Origin of the sequence: Bacteriovorax sp. PP10 (assembly GCF_035013165.1) — a bacterium.
Classification (GTDB): Bacteria; Bdellovibrionota; Bacteriovoracia; order Bacteriovoracales; family Bacteriovoracaceae; genus Bacteriovorax; species Bacteriovorax antarcticus.
The window spans coordinates 1,267,801-1,289,366 of record NZ_JAYGJQ010000002.1; the positions used below are offsets into that span (position 1 = coordinate 1,267,801).

Below are 21,566 nucleotides of genomic sequence, written 5' to 3' on the forward strand. Positions count from 1 at the left end.
GGAGAAATGCCATATGGCGGTTTTTGGGAAGAATAATTATGAAAAAAGTAATTTTAGCATCATGTTTAGTTTTACCTCTTTTAAGCTCTTGCGGCTATGAGAAGGAAATCGCAAAGATTGAACACAAGGCCATCTTGATTAACAAGTATGAGAATGTGGCGCTTAAATTAGCAAAAGAAAATAGGGAATTGCATTCTGAAGTCAAAAGACTTGAGTTTGAAATTCAAAAACTAAAACAACAAACAGGTTTTAAAAATGTAGCAAGTGCAGAAGGGCATGGTGAAGCATCAGCTCACGCAGCTCCGGCACATGGTGAAGCTCACGGAGCAGCAGTTGCTCATACAGCACCAGCAGCTCATGGAGAAACGAAAGCAGCACCATCGCGTTCTGTGGCCAGCGTAAAACCAGTTGCTCTTGAAGTGAAAAAAGATTTAGTAGAATACAAAACATACAAGTGGTCAGCTGACGACATGATGAAGATGGCCGATAAAGAATTCAAAGATAAAAACTTTGAAAAAGCGGCGCAGTTTTACACATCACTAGTGAACTACTATCCAGAGTACAAGCACCTTGATGATGAGTTCTATTTCAAAGCGGGAATTTCATCGTACGAGTCTGGAGAACACCACGAGTGGACTCTAAAACACTTTGCAGTGTTAATGGATAAATGGCCTACATCACAATACTTCAGAAGCGCAAAACTATGGGTTGCTCTTACTCACATGAAAATGGGTGATAAGAAAAAATTCTTTGCGACAGTTGAAGAGTTCAGAAAGAAATACAGAAATACAAATGAATGGACCATCCTAAGTTCGTATTACGAAAAAATCGAAGAGAAAACAAATGAATAAAATACTTTCAATCCTAGCTGTACTTATCCTTCCAACTCTAACGTTTGCAGCACCAGTCCAGTTCGGGCGTGTTGTCGACATTAAAGGAAGTGCTTTCGTTTCATACGAAGGGCAGACTCACGAAATTAAAAAAGGTGAGACTCTATACACTAATTCTGAAATCAATATTGAGCACGGTGGACAAGTGACGTTCACGGATAATGCTGATCACCAGTTCCATATGGGGAATGCTTCAACGGCCGCGATCTATGCTGGTAAAGTAGAACTCCGAAGCGGTGACGTTTGGGTTCAATCAATCAATAAGACTGACGACTACTTATTAACTTCAGCAAACGCGACAGTTAATTATACTGGTGGGGAAGCGATCTTCTCTTACGATTCGGTAAAAGGTAAAACACAGTTAATGGTTATCAATGGTCTGATGAAATTTTCAAACCTGAGAACGCCGGAATTAAATTTAACAGTAGCAGAAGGAAACTTCTCTTTTGTTGACCCATCTTTTGAAGAAGGGATGCCGAGAGATCCAACTCCTGTGGGAGAAAAAACTTACGGGCAATTAGTGGCAATGTTTCCTGGTATTGCACCAATGGATAAACATTCAGTTGAAATTTTCAAAAATCAAAATGGAAAGTCTGCTCAAAGAAGTATTGCCTCTGCTCCAGAAGCACCAGCTCATCATGTAGCGGCGACTGAGCATAAAGCAGCAGCAGAATTAGAAAAAGAATATAAAGCTGAATTAATGAAATTAACTGATAAAAAAGCACGAGTTGCTCACGCACCTTCAAAGAAGGAAGTATCAACTGTAGCAAACACAGCAGCGAAAGCAAAGACGCCAGTAGCAAATGAATTAGTTGTAAAAATTTATGGATTAGCGGGATCAGACACTAGTGCAACCACTGCGATCTATGATATAACTCCTTCAGAAAGTAAGAGAGCGCCGGCTTCAGTCCCGGAAGTAATTTCCGAAACTGTACTTGATCAAGCTGTGCCTAAAGCAGACAACATGAATACAATTCCAACGACACCACAATATAAAGAAAGCGAAAAGTTAATTGACCAATTGAACAAGCTCTAAAGTCTTGCTCGAAAATTCAAACTTAAAATCTGCTTTTTTTTGAAAAAGAGAGAGCAGCTATGACTAAAGTCAAAGAACAACTGGCCCTTACCTATGACGATGTCCTTATTAAACCCGCTTATTCTGAAAACCTTCCTTCAGAAACAACTACTGAGACGAAATTTTCGCGCAACATCTCACTGAACATTCCGATTGTTTCAGCGGCGATGGATACAGTAACAGAGGCCCCTTCTGCCATTGTACTAGCGGAAGAAGGCGGGATTGGGGTTATTCACAAAAACCTTACGGCCTATCGCCAGGCCGAAGAAGTCGAAAAAGTTAAAAAATTCGAAGCAGGGATGATTTTAAATCCAGTAAGTGTGGATGAAGAAACAACTCTAAGCTACGTCATGGATTTAAAAAATCAAAAGAAGATCACTGGGGTTTTAGTTGTCGACAAGAATAAAAAACTTGTGGGTATTTTAACCAACAGAGATCTGCAGTTAGAATCAAACTTCAATCAAAAAGTTAAAGACGTTATGACGAAGAAAGAAAAACTCGTCACAGCTGATCCAAAAATTACAGTGGATGAAGCGAAAAAACTTCTTCATAAACATAGAATTGAAAAACTTCCATTGGTAAGTGCAGATGGTTCAGTTCACGGTTTGATCACAGTAAAAGATATTTTAAAAACGATTACTTTTCCTAACGCTAATAAAGATTCACTGGGACGTTTAAGAGTGGCCGCTGCGATCGGTGTAGGGGAAAAGGAATTTGAGCGCGCTAAGATTTTAGTTGAAGCGAATGTTGATGCCTTAGTTGTCGACACAGCTCACGGACACTCTAAAGGTGTTATCGAGATGGTGAGACTTTTAAAGAAAACTTTCCCGAATGTTGATGTGGTTGCAGGAAACGTTGCCACAGCTAACGCTTGCAGAGATTTAATCGCTGCAGGTGTTGACGGAATTAAAGTCGGAATCGGGCCCGGATCAATCTGTACAACAAGAGTTGTGGCAGGGATTGGTGTTCCACAGTTCTCAGCTGTTTTAGAATGTGCTGAGTTTTGTAGAAAAGCTGGTATTCCAATCATCGCTGATGGTGGGATTAAATTATCAGGTGACGTTGTGAAAGCACTCGCTGCCGGTGCAAACTCAGTTATGATCGGATCATTATTTGCTGGAACTGATGAAGCTCCAGGTGAAATGGTTCTTTATCAAGGACGCGCTTATAAAGTGTACCGTGGAATGGGATCTCTTGGTGCCATGGCACTAGGATCAAAAGACCGTTACGGGCAAGCGTCTGTTGAAGATATGGGAAAATTAGTACCGGAAGGAATTGAAGGACAAGTTCCTTATAGAGGATCTCTTTCAACGAATATTTACCAACTAGTTGGTGGACTTCGTTCTGGAATGGGATACGTTGGTGCAAAAAATTTGACTGAACTTTTTGAAAAAGCAGAGTTCATCACTATTTCAAATGCATCGCTAAAAGAAAGTCACCCCCATGATGTCTTTGTTACGAAAGAAGCACCTAACTACAGATTGAGTTAATAAAAAGATGAAGAATTTTGCAAAGAAAATATGGATCGTGGATTTTGGTTCTCAGTACACTCAACTTATCACTCGTAAAACCCGTGAACTTGGTTTTTCAAGTGAGATCATTTCAGTTGATGAATGTGAAGCGCGCTTTAAGTCCAACTCACTTCCTGAGTGTTTAGTTTTATCTGGTGGACCTCAATCAGTTTTTGAGGACCCACATGATTACTCTTTTATCTTCAACCATAAAGAGCTTCCGGTTTTAGGAATCTGTTATGGGATGCAACTCCTTGGGAAATTCTTTGGTGGGGTTGTAGAAAAAGGGATCATCGGTGAGTACGGCCATGCTGATATTCATTTCACCGGAGCATTTAAAATTCCCTCAACGCCTACCAAGATGAGCGTGTGGATGAGTCACTCGGATCATGTGAGTAAAGTACCTCCAGAATTTGATGTCGTGATGGAGAGTTCAAATAAACTGGTCTCTGGGATTAAACATACGAGTCGCCCGATTATGGGGCTGCAGTTTCACCCCGAAGTAGAGCATTCAAAGCATGGAAAATCTGTTTTAGATTATTTCTACCAAAAGATCGCCAAACTCTCTAAAGACTGGAATGCCAGCGAGATGCTTGAAGAAGCATTTGCGATGGTAAAAGAAATCGGTGATAAAAAAGTTCTATGCGCTTTTTCAGGTGGAGTTGATTCACTCGTGGCCGCGACTTTAAGCGAGAAGATTTTAGGGGGTAACCTTTATTGCTTCTTCGTTGATAATGGTCTTCTTAGAACACAAGACTACATTCACATTGAAAAACTCAAAAAAGAAACCAATCTTAATATCGAAGTGATCGACGCTAAGAAAGAATTCTTAGGTGCCCTGGAAAACGTCAGTGAGCCGGAAGCAAAAAGAAAAATCATCGGAAAGATGTTCATTGAAATCTTCGAGAAAAAAGTAAAAGACTTTGAGACGAATCACAAAATTCATTTTGAGTATCTCCTTCAAGGGACTTTATACCCTGACGTTATCGAGTCTTCTCCCCATATCAATGGTGGAAAGTCGGTGACGATCAAGTCTCACCACAACGTTGGTGGATTGCCTGAAAGAATGAAATTAAAATTATTAGAACCTCTTCGCCATTTATTTAAAGATGAAGTGCGTGAGATGGGACTAAGCCTAAATTTAAAACGCGACTGGGTTTACCGCCATCCATTTCCAGGACCTGGTCTAGGAGTGAGAATTTTAGGAGAGATAACTCCTAAGGCGATTAAAGCATGTCAGGACTCTGATCAGATTCTTTACGAAGAACTGCTTGAAGCAAAACTTTATCACTCAACATGGCAGGCCTTCACCGTTTATCTTCCAGTGCAAACTGTAGGAGTAAAAGGGGATGGACGTGCTTATGAAAATGTTATCTGTCTTAGAATGGTCAATTCAAGTGACGGGATGACGGCAAACTGGTCGCACTTCCCACATGAATTTTTAGAAGTGGTTTCTAGACGAATCACCAATGAAGTGGCAGGGATTACCAGAGTCGTTTATGACATTACTTCGAAGCCTCCCGGCACAATTGAGTGGGAATAAATAATGAAAATCACCCTTCCGGAAAATCTTTATTATTTTAATTTACTAGAAATATTTTTTGGAGTTTGTGTAATTCTTTTTGCCTCTCTTCAGCAAAAATACAAATTCAAAGTTGCACTTGAAACCAGATCCCAGAAAAGAATTGGATTAATCGTTTGTCTGTTTATCTTTTTTGTCGTCCTGGCCGTACAGCTTCATTTGGGGCTTCCTCAAAATGAAAAGTTTATGAACTATGTCTATGGGGCGACTGCTTTTATTGTTCTTCTAGAAGGACTTCAATTCTTTCTTCATGAAAAGAAATCAGATGAATCAAAGAGCACTCTAAGAAATAGTGGGCTTGTTGTACTCGGATTAGTTTTTATCTATATTGGAATCAAAACCTGGTCTTAGTGAGAGTCAATGACTGAACTAACTCTTTCCACAAATCAAGCGGCCGTTTTATACGGAATAGTATCTGCCATTACTGGTTTAGCATTTCTTCTTTGTGTTATTTTTACAATTAAATTAAAACTACAAAAGAGAGCACTGGTATTAAAACAAAAAGTTTATATTGGATTTGCTTGTTGTATTCTAATTGCAACACTTGAGTTGATAAAAATTTATCTCGAGCTTCGTAATGATGATATTTTATATATTGCAGTTTTTCTCCCTTTTTGGACAATCTTTTTTATTGAAACGGTAAGATTTATTTTGGATTTAATTACGCCTTTTGATTTTTGGTCGCAAAAAATGCCCTATGGTAGTCTTACTTTAATACTCATAGGGATAGTTTATATTTTTGACGGTATAACAATGATGTTTATCTGATTACTCCATCAAGTATCTGGATAAATCAAGGTAACCAAATTCAATCGTTTCTTCTTTTTTCATCGTCGCATTGATCAAATCAAACGTCGGCCAGAATTGATCTGAAACTCTCGACACCGCAAATTCCGTTGTAAACTTTTTATAATCTTCTTTCGTCTTAACTTTTAAGGCCTTGTTCTTAAAATCCACAAGCGTCTTATCATTCACCACAAAAAACTGGTTTGGATAATAGCTATAATACCCACGAAGAATCGTTAGCGTATCTTCTTTAGGGGCCAGTCTTAACGACTCAGCTAAAATCCATGAAACATTCTCGTGCTCTCGGTTTTTAATAATTGTATAAATTTCCGGCGCCGCCTTTTCATGGATCACAACAATGTATGAATTCTCAGGAAAGAAGTTAGGGTAGCGGTTAACTCCCACAGCTTTATTAGAAGCAAGATCTCTTAAAACTTTATCAGAGGCATTTAGAGCAGCTTTGTTGGGTGCCTTATCCGGAATAGAGTAACTCCTCACGTTTAGCGTATCGAGCACTCCTGTGACTTCTGGTTTCATGTAAGAAAAGAGAACTTGTTCAACAAATTCTTTCTTCGCATTTTGAGCAGACTTATACTTCATCTGTGTTGGTCTGTGGCCATCTACATAAGGAAATAAGTATTTCATCTTAGCTTCAGTCAACAGGCCTTTGTACCAGGACTTTCTTAAAGGAATACGAGTTTCAGGAGGAAGAAACGATAAAAACATTTCTTCAGCTTCCATACGAATCAAATCCATATAAACACGAGTCAACATTTGGTGAGAAACATTCCCGTAAACATCAAAGTTCACCACCAGGTTATAAACCAGTCTTTCGAAAAGAGCGTAGTCTAAAAAGAAAAGTGTTTTCGGCAGGTCTCCGTGAAATCCCTTTAAGACAGCAGCATTGTCGTTATGACGGAAAATAGTCAGTAGAGCATTCGGATTATGGCCTTTACCGTCCCAAAGATCGGTGATGGCATATCCTTTCGGGAAATTCTTTGTCGTCTCATCTGCACGAAGTTTTCTATAACCTTCACGGTGTTTGACGATCGCTTCCGTTAATTCAATAGAAGTTTTAAGTTTGATATCACTTCCCCAAACGCCAGGAAGAACTAAAAGATCTTGGGCCTTATCAGCAAAATCTTTTGAGCGAACCATGTTGTCACTTTCAGGAGCGATAAACATGACATAGAACTGCTCTTGAATTGAATTAACTGCATTCGTTCCATTACAAACAGGGCCTTTAATAAAAGTGCTGATTATAAAGTGAGCGTTGTCTAAAAGGAATTGGTAGCGCGCCTTAACCGGGATATCATGAAAGGCAACAAATGGGTTTTCAGACGATTGGTAAGAGTAAGACTCTGCCTGAGTTTTTGTTCTTGGTATTTCCCATTTATCTTCAAAGAAAATTTTTTTCATTCTCTCCATAACTTTTGGATTGAATTCAAACGGCATATGAGTTTTGGCGACATTTGTACTATCAAGGTATTTTAAGCAATAGTAGAAATCTTTAGTATGAGGGTTATCATTGGCCCTTCTCGTTGCGATTTCATCAATTTCTTTATCACATTGAGTGAAAGACCTTACGAGCCTGAAAAAGGCCGTAGGAGCTTCTGGGAAATAAATATGGGCCAGGTATAAATGCTCAAACATGTAGCGGTTAACCAGTTTTTCTTTTTCAGATTTCTGATTAAAGAAATTCTCCCATAGTTTCACCTGCGATTGTGTAACAGCAGGAGCTTCTGCTTTCTCAGGGCCAGAAGCTCCATTGGCAAGCCATGTTCCTAAAGTATTTCTTTCCACATCAGTTAAAGGTGGAAGAGCGTATGGCATTTGCAAATCAGAAGACTGAGCAAGAGTCAGCTTTAGTTGTTCGGCCGTATCAATACAGTAAATACTTTCTTCAACCGTTTTAAACGGAATATCTTTTTGTTCTAGTTTTTTTACACCAAGGATTTGATAGAAAATATTTTCTTCAAGATTGCGGGATTGATTGACGTCGTAGAACCCTAATTTTCTCCAGTCGACAACTTTCTTCGCGTCGATTCCAGGTCTGGTTGGTGCAACACTATCAATACGAAGTCCGTCGTAAACATTTTTATGAGTCGCCCCTCGAGCGAAGTTGTCGTAGTTTTGCAAATTTAATTGGCAAGGTCCATTCAAACAACTGTGACAAGCGATACAGCGATTATCAAAAATCGGCTGGATTTTTTCGCGGTATTCAGAAGCTAGTAACGAATGGAATGAGAGAATATAGAAAACAAAGAGATGTTTTAAAAATGGCATGAATTATCCTTGGTAGGATAATCATAAATAAGAAGTTGTAATATGAGAATAGGTATTTCAGGCGAAGGTTGGCGTGTCGCTCGAACTCTTAATGCGACGTGAGTCTTTTTATATTTCCATTGCGTAGTAAAAATGCTCCACTGGAGCATTTTTTCGAGCGACTAATCAAAAAGAGACAATTGAGGTTTAGTCGACTCTTTCGCCGAGATAATCTCGCGCGTTTCATGAAGTAGTACTTCTCTCTTAGAAAACGAATCCTTAAACGTCTCAATCACAAAGAAACTCATCTCTGGGTACTTACGTTTTAAATCTCTCATCTCTTCAGTGATAAGCTCAACGTTCTTATGATCGTCATCACTCATTCCAAAGCGGTGGTAAGGAGAGTAACCATATTGAGCAATTGCTTTTTCAACCGACGCTCTAATCGCATGCTTTTTTAATTCAGCGACACTTTGTTTGAAATCAATATCACCCAAATCTTTACGAACTTCCGGATTCGATACCGGATAAATACTGTGATAATTCGGTGTACGCGGAAGGTATCCGGCCTTAACCATCTGTTCAACACCTTCGATAATTGTCGATGGGTGATGACCTCTGGCCGTGATTAATGAAACGGGTCTTTCATTGTAAGTTGCATGATAGAAGTACTCCCATGATGGAGCTTTCCAGTGCGTATCAACTTCTTTTAAAGCTTTGATAATATCTTCAACAAAACCTTGTTTTTTACCTGCTCTAATTTCCAGCGGGTTTAGGTCTTTATCGCGAAAATGCCTGAACGATCCGGAAGCATCGTTGAAGTCCATATAGTAATCAGCGTAACGTCCGCTCGTTCCAATATGTCTGTTTTCGTGAGCGAATTCACCGGACGATAGAGCTATTTCTGAATTGTCTTTTTTATTGAAAATGATAATGGGAGTAGAGAGGAAAGCGACGTTATCGTCGAAGTCGAAAAAGTAAAAAGAGCGTCCACCCAAATGAAGATTTCGGTCTTGTTCGCGAGGCACATCGAATTTAAAACTCATCTGGCCTGGAAGAATATTTGGATTACTTTTTTTCTTCATAAATTACATATCAGTAATCAATCTTGTAAGCTCAACGACATCACTCGGGAAAGCAGCAAGATTAAGTTTTTCTCCGTTCTTCTTTTTGATCTCAATAAGGTTTGTTAAACAAAGGGCCTTAACTGACATCGGTCTTTCTTTTGTCAGTGCACATTTTTTGTAAAAATTGACTGCGTCTCTCTCATACGACTCATGCACTTTTAAAACTTCTTTTAAAAGTCCTAAGTCTTTCCCTGCCTGCATAACCGGCGCAGGAGTGCGGTGAAGGGCACCCGCTGGAAGTTTTCTAATATCACCAACAGTGGGAAGTTTGGCCTCTGTTTCAACTAAAAGCGCTCTAAATTCCACTTCTGACATATTGTTGATTTCGGCTTCCGTGTAAACGCGCTCTCTCACTAGTAGTGAGGCGTCGTCAAAATCCTTTCTCTCGACCATTTCTTCTTGTTTTTGAAGATTGCCGGCGATGATCTCTTTTAGGCCTTTTTTCTTCTGTTCATTGGGAGTCAACTGACTTTTCATATCATCTGAAGCGATGTTTTTTTGTGATTTTAGGTAACGCGATCCCACTAGCACAAGTAGCGCTAGAACAAGGACGGTCACAAGAGCAGACAACCCGCGGACTTTCATAGGATCTCCATAGAAATTGTCGATAGTGCGGGTAGTTTACGCTAAAAGTCAGATACCCACAATCTAGCTCTCAAGACCATGTAAAAAATGACTCTATTTTTACTTACAGATCGAGGTGAAAATGCTTAAATTTAGGTATACACACGCACTTCAAGGAGACGAGGATTATGTCCTTTTTGGAGACTCACTCAGACAGTTTTGTTCATTTACATTTACACACCCAATACTCGCTTTTGGATGGAGCAATCCGTTTAAAAGATTTAATTAAACGAGCAAAGGAACTTGGTGTTCCGGCCATTGCTCAGACCGATCATGGAAACATGTTTGGGGCGATCGATTTTTATACTCAATGTAACGCTGCTGGAATCAAGCCGATTTTAGGGTCTGAAATTTATTTCACTCCTGGGTCTCGTTTTGAAAAAGGTGCGCTTAAAAAGCAAAAAGTCGTAGGCTCTCAAGATGAGCAGGAATCGCGCCACCAGATTCACCATTTAATTTTGTTATGTAAAAACGAAACAGGTTATCAAAACCTTTGTAAGCTTTTATCTCGCGCTTACATGGAAGGGTTTTATTACAAGCCTCGCGCTGACTACGAACTTCTTCGTGAATTCAGTGAAGGATTAATCTGTACGACGGCATGTCTGAAAGGTGAAGTTGGATACAACTTCTTTTCTGATCAAGATGACAAAGCGATTAAGGCCATTGAAAAACTAAGTGATATTTTTGGTGATGACTTCTATTTAGAAATTCAGGAAAACGGAATTCCAGAGCAGCAGATCGTTAACAGAAAAGTTTTAGAGTACGCTCGCGCGAATAATGTTCAAGTTGTAGCAACCAACGATTGCCATTATTTAACTCGTGAAGATGCGGCCGCTCAGGAAGTTCTTCTTTGTGTTCAAACAGGAAAGACTCTTCAAGACGAACAACGTATGCGTCTGACGACCAACGAATTCTTTTATAAGTCTCCGGCCGAAATGCGTGAAGCTTTTCACTATGCTCCGGAAGCTTGTGACAACACACTTAAGATCGCTGATAAGTGTGATGTAAAATTTAACTGGAAAGATGAGAACGGAAATCAAATTTACCATCTTCCGGATTATCCAATTCCAACTGAAGAAACTCCAGCTGACTACTTCAGACGTGAGTCTCAGGAAGGATTAGAGAGAAGATTCATTGGACCGCACTTTGCAAAACTCAGAGCGGAACCGAATTGGGAAAGTGAAATTAAGCCGAAATACTACGAGCGTCTTGAAGGCGAAGTAGACATGATTATCCAGATGGGATTCCCTGGATATTTCCTGATCGTATCTGACTTCATCAAGTGGGCAAAACAAAATGGTTGTCCGGTAGGTCCGGGACGTGGTTCGGGAGCGGGCTCTATTGTTGCTTACGCACTCGATATTACCAACGTTGACCCGATTCCATTCAACTTACTCTTTGAGCGTTTCATCAACCCTGAACGTGTTTCGATGCCAGACTTTGACGTCGACTTTTGTCAGGAGAATCGTCACAGAGTTATTGAATACGTAACTCAGAAATACGGTGAAGAGCGTGTTGGTCAGATTATTACTTTCGGTAAACTTCAAGCTAAGGCCGTTATCAAAGACGTGTCCCGTGTTTATGGTTTAACGTTTGGTGAAGCTGACGTTATTTCAAAATTGATTCCGGATGAATTAAAAATCACTCTGGATAAAGCATTAGAGATGGAGCCGAAGCTTGGCGAATTGATGGATGCAGATCCACGCATTAAGCAGGTTGTAAATATTTCGCGTCGTCTTGAAGGTCTTCTTCGTCACGCATCTATTCACGCGGCCGGAGTTATCATTACCAACCTTCCTCTTGTAACTTACTGTCCGCTGTTTAAAGGGCGTGAAGGTGAGAAGGTTATTCAATTTGATAAAGACTTCTCGGAAAAAATTGGTCTGGTTAAGTTCGACTTCTTAGGACTTAAAACATTAACAGTTATTGAGAACGCTTCTAAATTTATTAAGCGTGATAAAGTCGCAGACTTTGATATTGAGAATATTGATCTTGAAGACCCGAAAGTTTTTGAGTTCGTTTCAAAAGGTGAGACCGTTGGTGTATTCCAGCTCGAGTCTTCGGGGATGATCGATCTTTGTAAGAGGATTGCTCCGGGGTCTATCGACGATATTTCTGCCATCAACGCACTTTATAGACCAGGCCCGCTTGAATCGGGAATGGTTGATGAGTTCATTGAAATTAAGCACGGAAGAAAGTTAACTCACTATCCATTTCCAAGTCTTGAGCCAGTTCTAAAAGATACGTACGGAGTTATCATTTACCAAGAGCAGGTAATGAACGTGGCCCGTATTGTTGCCGGATACTCACTTGGACAAGCGGACATGCTTCGTCGAGCGATGGGGAAAAAGAAAGCAGACGAGATGGCAAAACACCGCGAACTCTTCTTAAAGGGAGCAGCGGAAAGAAATTATAATACTGATACTGCCAATGACCTTTTCGATAAAATGGAAAAGTTCGCGGAATACGGATTCAACAAATCTCACGCCGTTGCTTACTCAGTTATTTCTTATCAGACAGCATGGCTGAAGTATTATTATCCGGCAGAATTCTTTGCTGCTCTTCTAAGTTCTGAACTTGGAAGTATGGATAAGGTTACTCAGTACATCAGTGATGCAAAACATTTTGATATTGAAGTTCTTCCGCCATCGGTTAACGAGTCGTTATGGCCGTTTAACGTTGTTGGAAAAAATATCCGTTTTGGTATGGGAGCGGTTAAGAACGTTGGGCAAAACGCAGTTGAAGAAATCGTACGTGAAAGAACTGAGAACGGTCCGTTCACAGGATTCTTAAACTTCGCTGAACGTATTAATCTGAAAGTTGTTAACAGTCGCGTTTTTGAATCCATGATTAAAGTTGGATGTTTTGATGAATGCGAAAAGCTTAATAGAAAAACTCTTTTAGAAAACCTGGATATGATTCTTGCTTATTGTAAGAAGCGCCAGGAAGAAGCTTCACTAGGTCTGGTATCATTATTTGATTTAGGTGAAGAATCAATGTCTCAGACAGCTGAATCTAATTTAGATATTCAGGAAGTCAGAGACTTTGATGACCTGGAAAAGCTTGCCCATGAAGCAGAATTGATGGGTATCTATATTTCCGGACATCCGCTGGATCGTTATAAAAATCTTATGGAAGAGCTTGCAACTATGCCAGTTGCAAACGTTCAGGACTTTTTAGGTTCTGACCAAAAACGTATGATGACTCTTGCCGGACAAATTACTCAAAGAAAAAACATCCTGACCAAAAAAGGTGATAAGATGTGTTTTGCCCAGTTAGAAGATCTTTCAGGAAAAATTGAGTGTATCATTTTCCCTAAGATATTTGCTGAGTATGAGTTAGTCCTGGCCGGAGATGAACCACTGGTTATCGAAGGTTATGTAAATATGCAGGAAAGTCCGAGAAAGATTTTTGCTGAAAAAATCTTTAAGCTCAAAGAGCATTCGGAAAATAAAATCACAGGTGTTCGTATCAATGTGGATTTAACTGACCTGACAGAAATGAAACTCAATAAGCTAAGACAAGTTCTTCTTTCATACAGAGGGGCGACTCCAATGCATATGATTTTTGAAGGCCCGGGTGGGAAAGCTAGACTTCCACTTGGAGAAGAATTTTTAATTAACCCTACACCGCAGATGGCCCACCAGATTAATGAAGTCTTTAACCGCGATGCTGTTAAATTCATTATTGATGGAAGGCTAGAGGATGTTCATGCTTGATAGATCGCTTAAATTGATTCTTGGATTTATTATGATGGTAAGTCTCTCTACTGCTATGGCGGTAGAAGAAAAACTTCAGGTCATGGTAAAAAAAGCAGACCTTGCAAAACAAGAAACTCAATCAAGTGATCCGGCAGCTAGAAAAGAGCCTTTTTCATTTTTACTAAATGGAATGAGACAGGCCGTAACAGGTGAATTAGTTAAGAATGAACTCGATCCGGATATTTTCTGGAAAAAAATCGAAGAAAAGAATTTTAGTGATGCGGACGAGATTAACTTTTTTCGTCCGTATTTTAATCGCTTCAATATCGTAATGGACAAAGCGCCTACACCGGCACCAGCTCCAGCTGAAGCGCCAAAACCAACAGATCCAGCAGACCCGGGGATTCTTCAGACTCCAGCTCCCAAACCAGTGGTGGCAGCTCAAGACCAATACCAAAGAGCAACGTTTAGTTATGAGTTTGATGCTGTAAAAATCAAATCACTCTTCGTTGAAACAATGACGAATCTTCCTGATGTAACAATCAAAACGTTCTATATCATTCCAGATATCAGCATCACAGATGAGATGACGTGGATGGATGTGGGAGTGACGAAAAAAGAAAACTTCTCAGGAGTGATTATTGATTCGTGGAAAAAATGGGCAGAAACTCAATTTAAAAATTTCACCAACGTTGTCGTTTTAGAAAAAGACTTTGCAGAAAAACCTGCCGGGATGAATGCTGAATCGGTGACACTAAAGTGGACTTCAACGATTAAAAAGAGTGAAGTTTTCCAGGACCGAAAAAGTGCCCGTTATGAAGTTGGCGCTCAGTATGTTTTAGTGAATACAAAAACAAATCAGTCTCTGCTTGCTTTTGATTTTCCTCTTCAAAAAAGAGAAGTAGGGATTTCTGTTCCCAAAGATTTAAGCTCAACGATGGCGAGCTTAATTTATAATTTACTCAACTCACAAACTGTAAAGTTAACGAGTGCTCTTGAACTCAATCGTGCTTCAAGCACGCTATCTATTGTCGATATTAAAGTCACTGGAAAGCATGGGTTGTATGACATCACACAGATCAATTCATTCCTGGCAGAGCGATTTAAAGAGTACGCACTGGCCTCTGAGATGAAGAGTTACTCAGTCGATTCGTCGATGATCTCAATAAAAAGTACGATGAATCAAGAGGCCCTATACGCGGCACTAGGCAAAGATGGCGGGAAATTCCCTCTTAATGAGCAAAAAATTCTTCTTTTTTCCCCTGAGAGCAAGACTTTTGCAATTATTCCAAAAGAAGCAAATAATTAAGAATAGTTAAGACCAAATCTTGTTAATGAGGGATGAAAATGGTCAAGAAATTATTCTTGTGTCTAATATCACTGCAAATGTTCGCTTCGTGTTCGTCACCGGTTGTCCAAAGAGACATGCAGGGGAAACGTCCGCGCGCTGAAGAAAGAAAATATTTTTCAGGCGTAAAAAAGAAAATCGCATTACTCCCATTCTTTAATGAGTCTCCTTTTGAAAGTGAAGACCTTGAAGTGAATGCTACTGAAGAGCTTCGTATGGAGCTGTCGCGTTCTGGAGAGTTCATTGTTGATCCAAGTTCAGCAAAACTTTTTGGGCCTTCTAAAGAGATCTACGTTGGTGGTGGGATGAAGCTGGTGCAGATGACCAGACAAGCAAAGATCGCCGGAATTAACTTTATCGTTTTCGGACGAGTGATCGATGCCCGCGTTCGTGAGAAGTCAGATGAGATCGGGATTGTAAGACAGACGAAATCATACACAGAAGCAAAAGTAGAAGTGCGCGTGTTTGATGTGAACGCTGGAAAAGAAATTTATACTGAAACACTTAATGGTTACGCTGACGACAGCACATACAGATTTTTTGCTGCTGATCGCGAAGACTACTTAACTTACAGAAGAGACCTGCTTCGTTATGCGGTTCGCGTGAGTGTGAGAAAATCTATTCCAAAAATTATCGAGCTCGCTTCAAAACTTGACTGGGTTGGACGAGTTGCTAAAATTATCGGAACAAAAGTTTATCTGAATGCCGGAAGAGAAAGTGGAATTAACATTGGTGATATCTTAAAAATCATCACTGAAGGAACCGAGATCTACGACCCGGAAACAGGAGCTCTGATCGGTATGAGTAAAGGAGATATGAAAGGAACAATCGAGATCGTCGACTACTTCGGTACAGACGGATCTATTGCGATTTTACACTCTGGAGGCCAAGTCCTTGAAGGGGACTTCGTTCAGCTTTATTAACTTATACAAACTCACTTACCCCTTATTTAAAAACATCGCTTTTGGAATGGATGCCGAACGTGCTCACGAGTTGACGATTCACTCGATGAAAGCGATTGGCAATTTCCTTCCAGATCATAGTGTTGACCCACGCTTTGCAATCAAGGCCATGGGGATGACTTTCTCCAATCCGATTGGCCTTGCGGCCGGTCTTGATAAAAATGCTGAGGCCATTGCTTTTTTAACTCATCTGCCTTTTGGGTTTGTTGAAGTGGGAACAGTGACGCCGAAAGCTCAAGCTGGAAATGATAAACCAAGACTGTTTCGTTACGTTGAAGAAGAGTCTTTAAGAAACCGTATGGGTTTTAATAATCAAGGCTCAGAAGCTGTTTTAGAAAACCTTTTAAAGGCCAATAAAAGAGGCAAGATCGTTGGGGTGAATCTTGGTAAAAACAAGGTTACAAGTAACGAGGATGCGCCTTCTGACTACGCTTATCTCTACACTCAGTTTGCAGAGCATGCTGATTATCTCGTCATCAATGTTTCTTCTCCCAATACTCCAGGACTGCGCGATTTATTAAAAGACGCCGGTCTTCGTCAGATCTTTGAAGCGGTAGATGTTGAAAGGAAAAAATTCACCAAACCATTACTGGTTAAAGTTTCACCTGACATGGCCCTTGAAGAGCTTGCTTCAGTTGTAGGATTAGTTAACGAGTATAAGTTAGATGGAATCATTGCGACCAATACAACGATTATGAAAGAGCGAGGCGAAGGTGGAGTGAGTGGGAAACTACTGACAACCAAAGCGCGCGAGACCAGAGAGTTTCTTTTAAAAGAAATTAAAAATACCAATTCACAATGTGAACTCATCGGCGTCGGTGGAATTTCAAAATTTTCTGATTTGATGGATTTCTGGAAAGCAGGTGGAAAATTAACACAGGTTTATTCAGGATTTGTTTTTCAAGGGCCGCCACTTTTATACAACTTTGAGGCAGAGCTAGCGCAGGAATTTAAAAAGCGCGGAGTGAAGACCTTCGAAGAATTTCTTCACTCCGTAAAATTTAATTAATGAATTTTGTAACAAAGCTCGCGAGTGTCTTGATCTAATGACACGATTAAGCTTGTATCGTTTTCAAGTTCAGCAAGTTCTTCTGAATCAAGAGAATTATAATCAGCACATCTAATAACCGTTGGTCCACTCATGATTGGTGAAGGTGGAATTGGTGGAATAGCGTAAGCGCTAATCGATGCAGTTAAAGCAAAAAGAGTAATGTACAAAGAAGCTTTCATATTGATCTCCTAGTAATTTTATCTTGAAATAAGAATCCCCCAAATGTTACTGCGCTTTAAGAGGCCCATGGGGTCTTTTGAAATTTTTACAGGTGCTATCCAAAATCTAGACAGTTCAGGCCTTGTTTAATGCCTTTTTTCAAAGACTTATAATCACTAAATAAATTCATTAAATGAGGGGAGTATGCCGAAGAGTTAGCTATGAAAATGGCCTCTAAGCTTATTTTATTCATCTTTATGCTAACCAACGCGAGTGCGTGGGCTGCCGCTGAAGTTGATTGTGCTGGTTACGATCATCCTGCTTATCAGGATGAATACCGCACATGTCTACGCTTACAAATTGCGAAGTCTGCAGGAGACCAAGGTGTGGACTGTATCGACTGTTTATTCAAGCAAGAGACAACTGGAACGAACAATTGGGTCGCGGCCTTAAGTGCTGTCGCTCAGCCATTAGCTTATCTTGCTGGGACATACACTGTTGCTAGTTATCAAAACAAAACTCAAAAAGCATGGGCAGACGCTTATAAGTCTGGTTATGAAGAGTGTACAAATCGTTTCAATAGTTACCTTGATTACAATACAGCAGCAGGAGCAAATCCTCTGACGGCAGCTGAGGCCAACTCAATGTCGATGTCATGTAATAGTTATGGATATGGATCGTACGCTGGTTATGGGGGATTAACTTCTAACGGTTATGGTGGGTACGGTAATCCATTTCAATCTGCAGGATACTCTTCAGGTTTCCTAAATGGCTATGGTGGTTCTTGGCCAGGTCTAGGGTCTAGTTCTAGTAGCTCGGGAATGCTTTCCGGTGGAATTGGAGTAGGTGCTTTCGGGACTCTTGGAACTTCATCATCTGTTTATCAATCAGGTGTCACTTCAGCATTCGGATTTTAATCTCAAATTGCCAATGAAAAATGGCATAAATTCAGTCACATTTTTTCTATCTTATTGATATCTATTCCAAACAAAATAAATAGTTTTTATGATGTAGAATTGCTAAAAACATGTCGATAAATACTAAGCAATACTTTACTTAAAACCAAAAGTTGTTTGATGCTGAAATTAATTAAAAATTTCATTATTTATTCTATCGTAATGTTTACGGTGAGCGGATGTTTTTCTCCGGAAACTCTGGTTAGTTTAAAACATAAAATTCTTGGCACTGAAAACGACAACCCTGTAAATAATCCAAATAATGTTTTAAGTTCATTAAGTGTAAATGGTAGTAGCTTTTGCCTGACCCAAGGTAATGGAAATCGTTTGTGTTGGGGAGGGCAGTCCGATTATGCAAAAACAGAAACTTTTTCAGCGGTTCCATCTGTTTTAAAAAATAAAACAATTAAAAAAATAAGTGTCGCGACTTCCCATTCATGTGTGATCGCCAATGATGATAAAGTTTATTGTTGGGGAGCAGGTGAAGAGGGGCAGTTAGGTAATGGGCAATTTGAGACTTCAAGCATACCTGTTGCTGTTGATACTTCCGGAGTTTTGAGCGGAAAGACGATGGTTGAAGTTTATGCTCGTTCAGAGAATACTTGTGCTGTTGATAGTAATAGCATTATTTATTGTTGGGGAAATGGGGAGTATGGACAATTAGGTGATGGTGGAGTCCTGGATGCAAATCGAAAATCATCAGTTCCCGTTTTGATTGATATGACTTTACTTGCGGGAAAAACAATAAAGCAATTTGTTAATAAAGGTCCAGCTTCATGTGTTCTTGCTAGTGATGATAATGCTTATTGTTGGGGGATTAACTTAGTTGGAACTTTAGGAGAGGGGAGTGGAAATGTTGATGTTAATGGAAACTACATTAATTCAACGAGTCCGGTGCAAGTACAAATGCCAGGTGCCTTAACGATTAAAAAATTAGGTGAAAGTTTCGGTGGGGCCAATTGTGCTTTAGCTTCAGATGATAATGTTTATTGCTGGGGTTATGGAGGATTTCGAATATCCAACCTAGCAAATAGAGACACTCCTGCAATTGAATCTATTGGTGTGAGTGGAACGATTAAATCCTTATATATGGGGGAGTATAATGCCTGTGCCATCACAACAAGTGATGTTGGTTATTGCTGGGGGAGAGGGGCCACTGGGGCCATCGGTAATAATAATATTAGTAATCAAGATGCTGCACTTGTAACTCCTGTTGGTTCACTGGCCGCAGGATTTAAATCGTTTACTGTAGGTAGTAAAACTGTATGTGCCATTGCATTAGATGATAAAATTTATTGCTGGGGACAAGGCACAAATGGGCAACTTGGAAATGGTGCTAATTCTAATTCATTAGTTCCCGTTCCTGTCGATATGTCTGGTGTTTTAAATAATAAAATAATTACAAAAATTCAAATTGATTATGAAAGAGTCTGTGCATTCGCCACTGATAATGAAATTTATTGTTGGGGATTGGGCGCAGCTGGAACGATTGGTGACGGTGCTAATAATAGTACAAATGTTCCGACGCTTTTAAATAAAACTGGGAATCTCATCGGAAAAACATTTAACAGTTTAGAAGGTAGTGACTACGATTCGACATGTGCAATAGCGAGTGATGATAAAGTTTATTGCTGGGGACGCGGTAGCTCACCGATGGGTGAACCTGAATTAGGAACAGGACGTTCGGCATCAGGATATACTCCTACAGAAGTTTATTCGCACAATATTTCAAATCAACCCATTTTAAATGTTATCTATAGCAAAAATAATCGAGATGGTGGTACGTGTTTACAGGTCAGTAATGGGGATGTTTATTGTGGAGCTAACTCTTCTGCAATGATTTATCAATTTTCTTTGGGTAGTCAAAAAATTAAAGAATTATTTTACGATGAATCAAATGATGCTCAGTGCTTTATCGATGATAATGACCTCGTTTCTTGCTGGGGAGAGTATGAAGATGTAATGGGAAATGCAGTTATAAGTAAATCTCCTATACCCAGGCCAATAGATTTCAGTGGTGCTTTAAATAATAAAACAATTAAAAAATTAGTTATGGGTTATCAATATGCTTGTGTGCTGGCCAGTGATCAACAAGTTTATTGCTGGGGATATGAAGATTATGTTGGTAATGGAGTATCGTCAAATGCCTTAGTGCCAACACCGATTGACACGACAGGTGTTTTATCCGGCCTAGAAATAAATTTTTTATTTGCAAAAGCAGATGGTGGTACGTGTGTGATCGCCGATAACCAAAGAGTTTATTGTTGGGGGTACGGTACTGGTAATGGAGATATTTCTGGTAATGCAATTCTTTCACCGGTTGAGGTTAGTTTACCTGCTGGAGTTAAAATAGAGAAGTATTCTGCGGGGCCATATGCAACATACTTATTAAGTGATGATGGAGATATTTATAGCTGGGGATATGGAGGAAATGGATTGCTTGGTAATGGGGCAGCTATTGATTCTTTGATTCCTGTTGTCGTCTCTAAACCTGGGGCACTTGCTACTAAAAAATTCTTATCTGTCAGTGGATCTGAATCTCATACGTGTGCTATTGATGAAGACTCTCAAGTTTATTGTTGGGGATACGGTAGTGACGGAAATTTAGGTAATAACAGTACAAGTGATTCAAATGTCCCAGTTGCTATTTCAACTTCGGGTGTAATGAGCGGTAAGAGTACACATAGCTTAATAAGTTTATGGTCTACGACTTGCGCTCTTAGTTTTGATGAAGATGTTTATTGTTGGGGGGCAGGGCAATTAGGTAATAACACGAGCACTGGCTCTCTTGTACCGGTTGAAGTCCGTTATACACCATAAAAAATTTAGTATTGAGGACGAGTCAGATACTCTATCGGATCAGCAATCCCAGCTTTTTGAAATCCACGCAATCTCAGAGCACATGAATCACAAACACCACAAGCTTTATCGTTTCTCTCATAACAAGACCAAGAAAATTGTAATGGCGCTTTTAGTTCAACGGCCTTTTTAACAATCTCATCTTTCTTTAAGAAGATAACTGGAGTGACAACTTTGATGTCGCCGTCTTTCGTTCCTTCTTTAATCAAATTATTGATAGCTTCGTAGTAAGAAGGTCTGCAGTCAGGATACCCTGATGAGTCTTCGTAAACAGCACCGATGTAGATTCTCTTAGCACCAATCACTTCTGCCCATGAAACGGCCATAGAGATGATGTGAGTGTTTCTAAATGGCACGTATGAATCAGGAATTTCTTCTGAGTCGTCGCCTTTGTATTTCTTAACGTCGATTTTATCGTCAGTAAGAGATGAGCCTCCAATTTGTTTTAGGAAGCTCACGTCGATAATTTTTTGGTGAGAAGCAGGCACGTTGTAGAATTCAGCAATCTTCTTAAAGCTTTCTAATTCACGCTCTTCAGTTTTTTGGCCGTAGTTTAAATGCAAGAAAGCAAGATTTTCATATTCTGTATTGGCGATCGCTGCACACACAAGTGAGTCCATTCCACCGCTTACTAAACATACTGCTAAATCTTTACTTTTTGTTGTCATAA

At 39.8% G+C, this 21,566-nt stretch carries 17 protein-coding genes; 12 read left to right on the forward strand and 5 right to left on the reverse strand.

Annotated features, from left to right (window positions below; genetic code table 11):
- Nucleotides 1-38 precede the first annotated feature (38 nt).
- The 6 genes from SHI21_RS16195 to SHI21_RS16220 are packed head-to-tail and all read left to right on the forward strand — an operon-like array spanning nt 39 to nt 5,826.
- Nucleotides 39-851: a tetratricopeptide repeat protein gene (locus tag SHI21_RS16195; protein WP_323577924.1), complete on the forward strand. Its 813-nt coding sequence runs from the start codon at nt 39-41 to the stop codon at nt 849-851.
- Entirely contained in the window at nt 844-1,926 is a 1,083-nt protein-coding gene (locus SHI21_RS16200) for a hypothetical protein (RefSeq protein ID WP_323577925.1), read from the forward strand. The genes SHI21_RS16195 and SHI21_RS16200 overlap by 8 nt, the downstream gene beginning before the upstream one ends.
- A 59-nt stretch (nt 1,927-1,985) precedes the next feature.
- Nucleotides 1,986-3,455, forward strand: coding sequence for an IMP dehydrogenase (guaB, locus tag SHI21_RS16205; RefSeq protein ID WP_323577926.1), 1,470 nt, complete (start codon nt 1,986-1,988; stop codon nt 3,453-3,455).
- 7 nt (nt 3,456-3,462) lie between these two features.
- Nucleotides 3,463-5,019 carry a glutamine-hydrolyzing GMP synthase gene (gene guaA / locus SHI21_RS16210; protein ID WP_323577927.1) on the forward strand — a complete coding sequence of 519 codons (1,557 nt, stop codon included), beginning with the start codon at nt 3,463-3,465 and terminating at the stop codon, nt 5,017-5,019.
- A gap of 3 nt (nt 5,020-5,022) precedes the next feature.
- Nucleotides 5,023-5,409, forward strand: a complete 387-nt coding sequence (locus tag SHI21_RS16215; RefSeq protein ID WP_323577928.1) for a hypothetical protein — start codon at nt 5,023-5,025, stop codon at nt 5,407-5,409.
- A gap of 9 nt (nt 5,410-5,418) precedes the next feature.
- On the forward strand, nt 5,419-5,826 hold the full coding sequence (locus SHI21_RS16220; protein ID WP_323577929.1) for a hypothetical protein: 408 nt from the start codon (nt 5,419-5,421) through the stop codon (nt 5,824-5,826).
- On the opposite strand, the gene SHI21_RS16225 is transcribed toward SHI21_RS16220, so the two are convergent.
- The 3 genes from SHI21_RS16225 to SHI21_RS16235 all read right to left on the reverse strand — a co-directional run bounded on the left by SHI21_RS16225 (nt 5,827) and on the right by SHI21_RS16235 (nt 9,821).
- Complete coding sequence (locus SHI21_RS16225) at nt 5,827-8,130, reverse strand: fatty acid cis/trans isomerase (protein WP_323577930.1); 2,304 nt, start codon at nt 8,128-8,130, stop codon at nt 5,827-5,829.
- A gap of 161 nt (nt 8,131-8,291) precedes the next feature.
- Nucleotides 8,292-9,194: a hypothetical protein gene (locus tag SHI21_RS16230; protein WP_323577931.1), complete on the reverse strand. Its 903-nt coding sequence runs from the start codon at nt 9,192-9,194 to the stop codon at nt 8,292-8,294.
- Nucleotides 9,195-9,197: 3 nt separating this feature from the next.
- A complete protein-coding gene (locus tag SHI21_RS16235; RefSeq protein WP_323577932.1) occupies nt 9,198-9,821 on the reverse strand; it encodes a hypothetical protein in 624 nt (207 codons plus the stop codon).
- Between the two features lie 167 nt (nt 9,822-9,988).
- Between SHI21_RS16235 and dnaE the strand changes: the two genes are divergently transcribed.
- From dnaE to SHI21_RS16255, 4 genes are read left to right on the forward strand one after another with little or no spacing between them, the layout of a single operon-like run.
- Nucleotides 9,989-13,579: a DNA polymerase III subunit alpha gene (gene dnaE, locus SHI21_RS16240; RefSeq protein WP_323577934.1), complete on the forward strand. Its 3,591-nt coding sequence runs from the start codon at nt 9,989-9,991 to the stop codon at nt 13,577-13,579.
- The gene (locus SHI21_RS16245; protein WP_323577935.1) at nt 13,572-14,870 is read left to right on the forward strand and encodes a hypothetical protein; all 1,299 of its coding nucleotides are present in this window, start codon (nt 13,572-13,574) and stop codon (nt 14,868-14,870) included. Before dnaE ends, SHI21_RS16245 begins: the two co-directional genes overlap by 8 nt.
- Nucleotides 14,871-14,908: 38 nt before the next feature.
- Nucleotides 14,909-15,832 (forward strand): hypothetical protein, encoded by a 924-nt coding sequence (locus SHI21_RS16250; protein WP_323577937.1) that lies wholly within the window; start codon nt 14,909-14,911, stop codon nt 15,830-15,832.
- Complete coding sequence (locus SHI21_RS16255) at nt 15,804-16,880, forward strand: quinone-dependent dihydroorotate dehydrogenase (RefSeq protein WP_323577941.1); 1,077 nt, start codon at nt 15,804-15,806, stop codon at nt 16,878-16,880. Before SHI21_RS16250 ends, SHI21_RS16255 begins: the two co-directional genes overlap by 29 nt.
- Here the strand turns inward: SHI21_RS16255 and SHI21_RS16260 are convergent.
- Nucleotides 16,877-17,101, reverse strand: coding sequence for a hypothetical protein (locus SHI21_RS16260; protein ID WP_323577943.1), 225 nt, complete (start codon nt 17,099-17,101; stop codon nt 16,877-16,879). The genes SHI21_RS16255 and SHI21_RS16260 overlap by 4 nt on opposite strands.
- Before the next feature lie 201 nt (nt 17,102-17,302).
- Here SHI21_RS16260 and SHI21_RS16265 point away from each other — a divergent pair, with 201 nt between their 5' ends.
- Both SHI21_RS16265 and SHI21_RS16270 read left to right on the forward strand, forming a co-directional pair.
- Complete coding sequence (locus SHI21_RS16265) at nt 17,303-17,998, forward strand: hypothetical protein (protein WP_323577944.1); 696 nt, start codon at nt 17,303-17,305, stop codon at nt 17,996-17,998.
- 159 nt (nt 17,999-18,157) lie between these two features.
- On the forward strand, nt 18,158-20,857 hold the full coding sequence (locus SHI21_RS16270; protein WP_323577945.1) for an RCC1 domain-containing protein: 2,700 nt from the start codon (nt 18,158-18,160) through the stop codon (nt 20,855-20,857).
- A 5-nt stretch (nt 20,858-20,862) separates the two neighbouring features.
- Here the strand turns inward: SHI21_RS16270 and queC are convergent, their stop codons facing one another.
- Complete coding sequence (queC, locus tag SHI21_RS16275) at nt 20,863-21,564, reverse strand: 7-cyano-7-deazaguanine synthase QueC (protein WP_323577946.1); 702 nt, start codon at nt 21,562-21,564, stop codon at nt 20,863-20,865.
- Nucleotides 21,565-21,566 lie beyond the last annotated feature (2 nt).

Coding starts and splice junctions, on each gene's coding strand:
- SHI21_RS16200 (WP_323577925.1), top strand. CDS start 844: ATGAATAAAATACTTTCAATCCTAGCTGTACTTATCCTTCCAACTCTA.
- guaA (WP_323577927.1), top strand. CDS start 3,463: ATGAAGAATTTTGCAAAGAAAATATGGATCGTGGATTTTGGTTCTCAG.
- queC (WP_323577946.1), bottom strand. CDS start 21,564: ATGACAACAAAAAGTAAAGATTTAGCAGTATGTTTAGTAAGCGGTGGA.
- SHI21_RS16260 (WP_323577943.1), bottom strand. CDS start 17,101: ATGAAAGCTTCTTTGTACATTACTCTTTTTGCTTTAACTGCATCGATT.
- SHI21_RS16230 (WP_323577931.1), bottom strand. CDS start 9,194: ATGAAGAAAAAAAGTAATCCAAATATTCTTCCAGGCCAGATGAGTTTT.
- guaB (WP_323577926.1), top strand. CDS start 1,986: ATGACTAAAGTCAAAGAACAACTGGCCCTTACCTATGACGATGTCCTT.
- SHI21_RS16250 (WP_323577937.1), top strand. CDS start 14,909: ATGGTCAAGAAATTATTCTTGTGTCTAATATCACTGCAAATGTTCGCT.
- SHI21_RS16235 (WP_323577932.1), bottom strand. CDS start 9,821: ATGAAAGTCCGCGGGTTGTCTGCTCTTGTGACCGTCCTTGTTCTAGCG.
- SHI21_RS16245 (WP_323577935.1), top strand. CDS start 13,572: ATGCTTGATAGATCGCTTAAATTGATTCTTGGATTTATTATGATGGTA.
- dnaE (WP_323577934.1), top strand. CDS start 9,989: ATGTCCTTTTTGGAGACTCACTCAGACAGTTTTGTTCATTTACATTTA.
- SHI21_RS16220 (WP_323577929.1), top strand. CDS start 5,419: ATGACTGAACTAACTCTTTCCACAAATCAAGCGGCCGTTTTATACGGA.
- SHI21_RS16270 (WP_323577945.1), top strand. CDS start 18,158: ATGCTGAAATTAATTAAAAATTTCATTATTTATTCTATCGTAATGTTT.
- SHI21_RS16265 (WP_323577944.1), top strand. CDS start 17,303: ATGAAAATGGCCTCTAAGCTTATTTTATTCATCTTTATGCTAACCAAC.
- SHI21_RS16225 (WP_323577930.1), bottom strand. CDS start 8,130: ATGCCATTTTTAAAACATCTCTTTGTTTTCTATATTCTCTCATTCCAT.
- SHI21_RS16195 (WP_323577924.1), top strand. CDS start 39: ATGAAAAAAGTAATTTTAGCATCATGTTTAGTTTTACCTCTTTTAAGC.
- SHI21_RS16215 (WP_323577928.1), top strand. CDS start 5,023: ATGAAAATCACCCTTCCGGAAAATCTTTATTATTTTAATTTACTAGAA.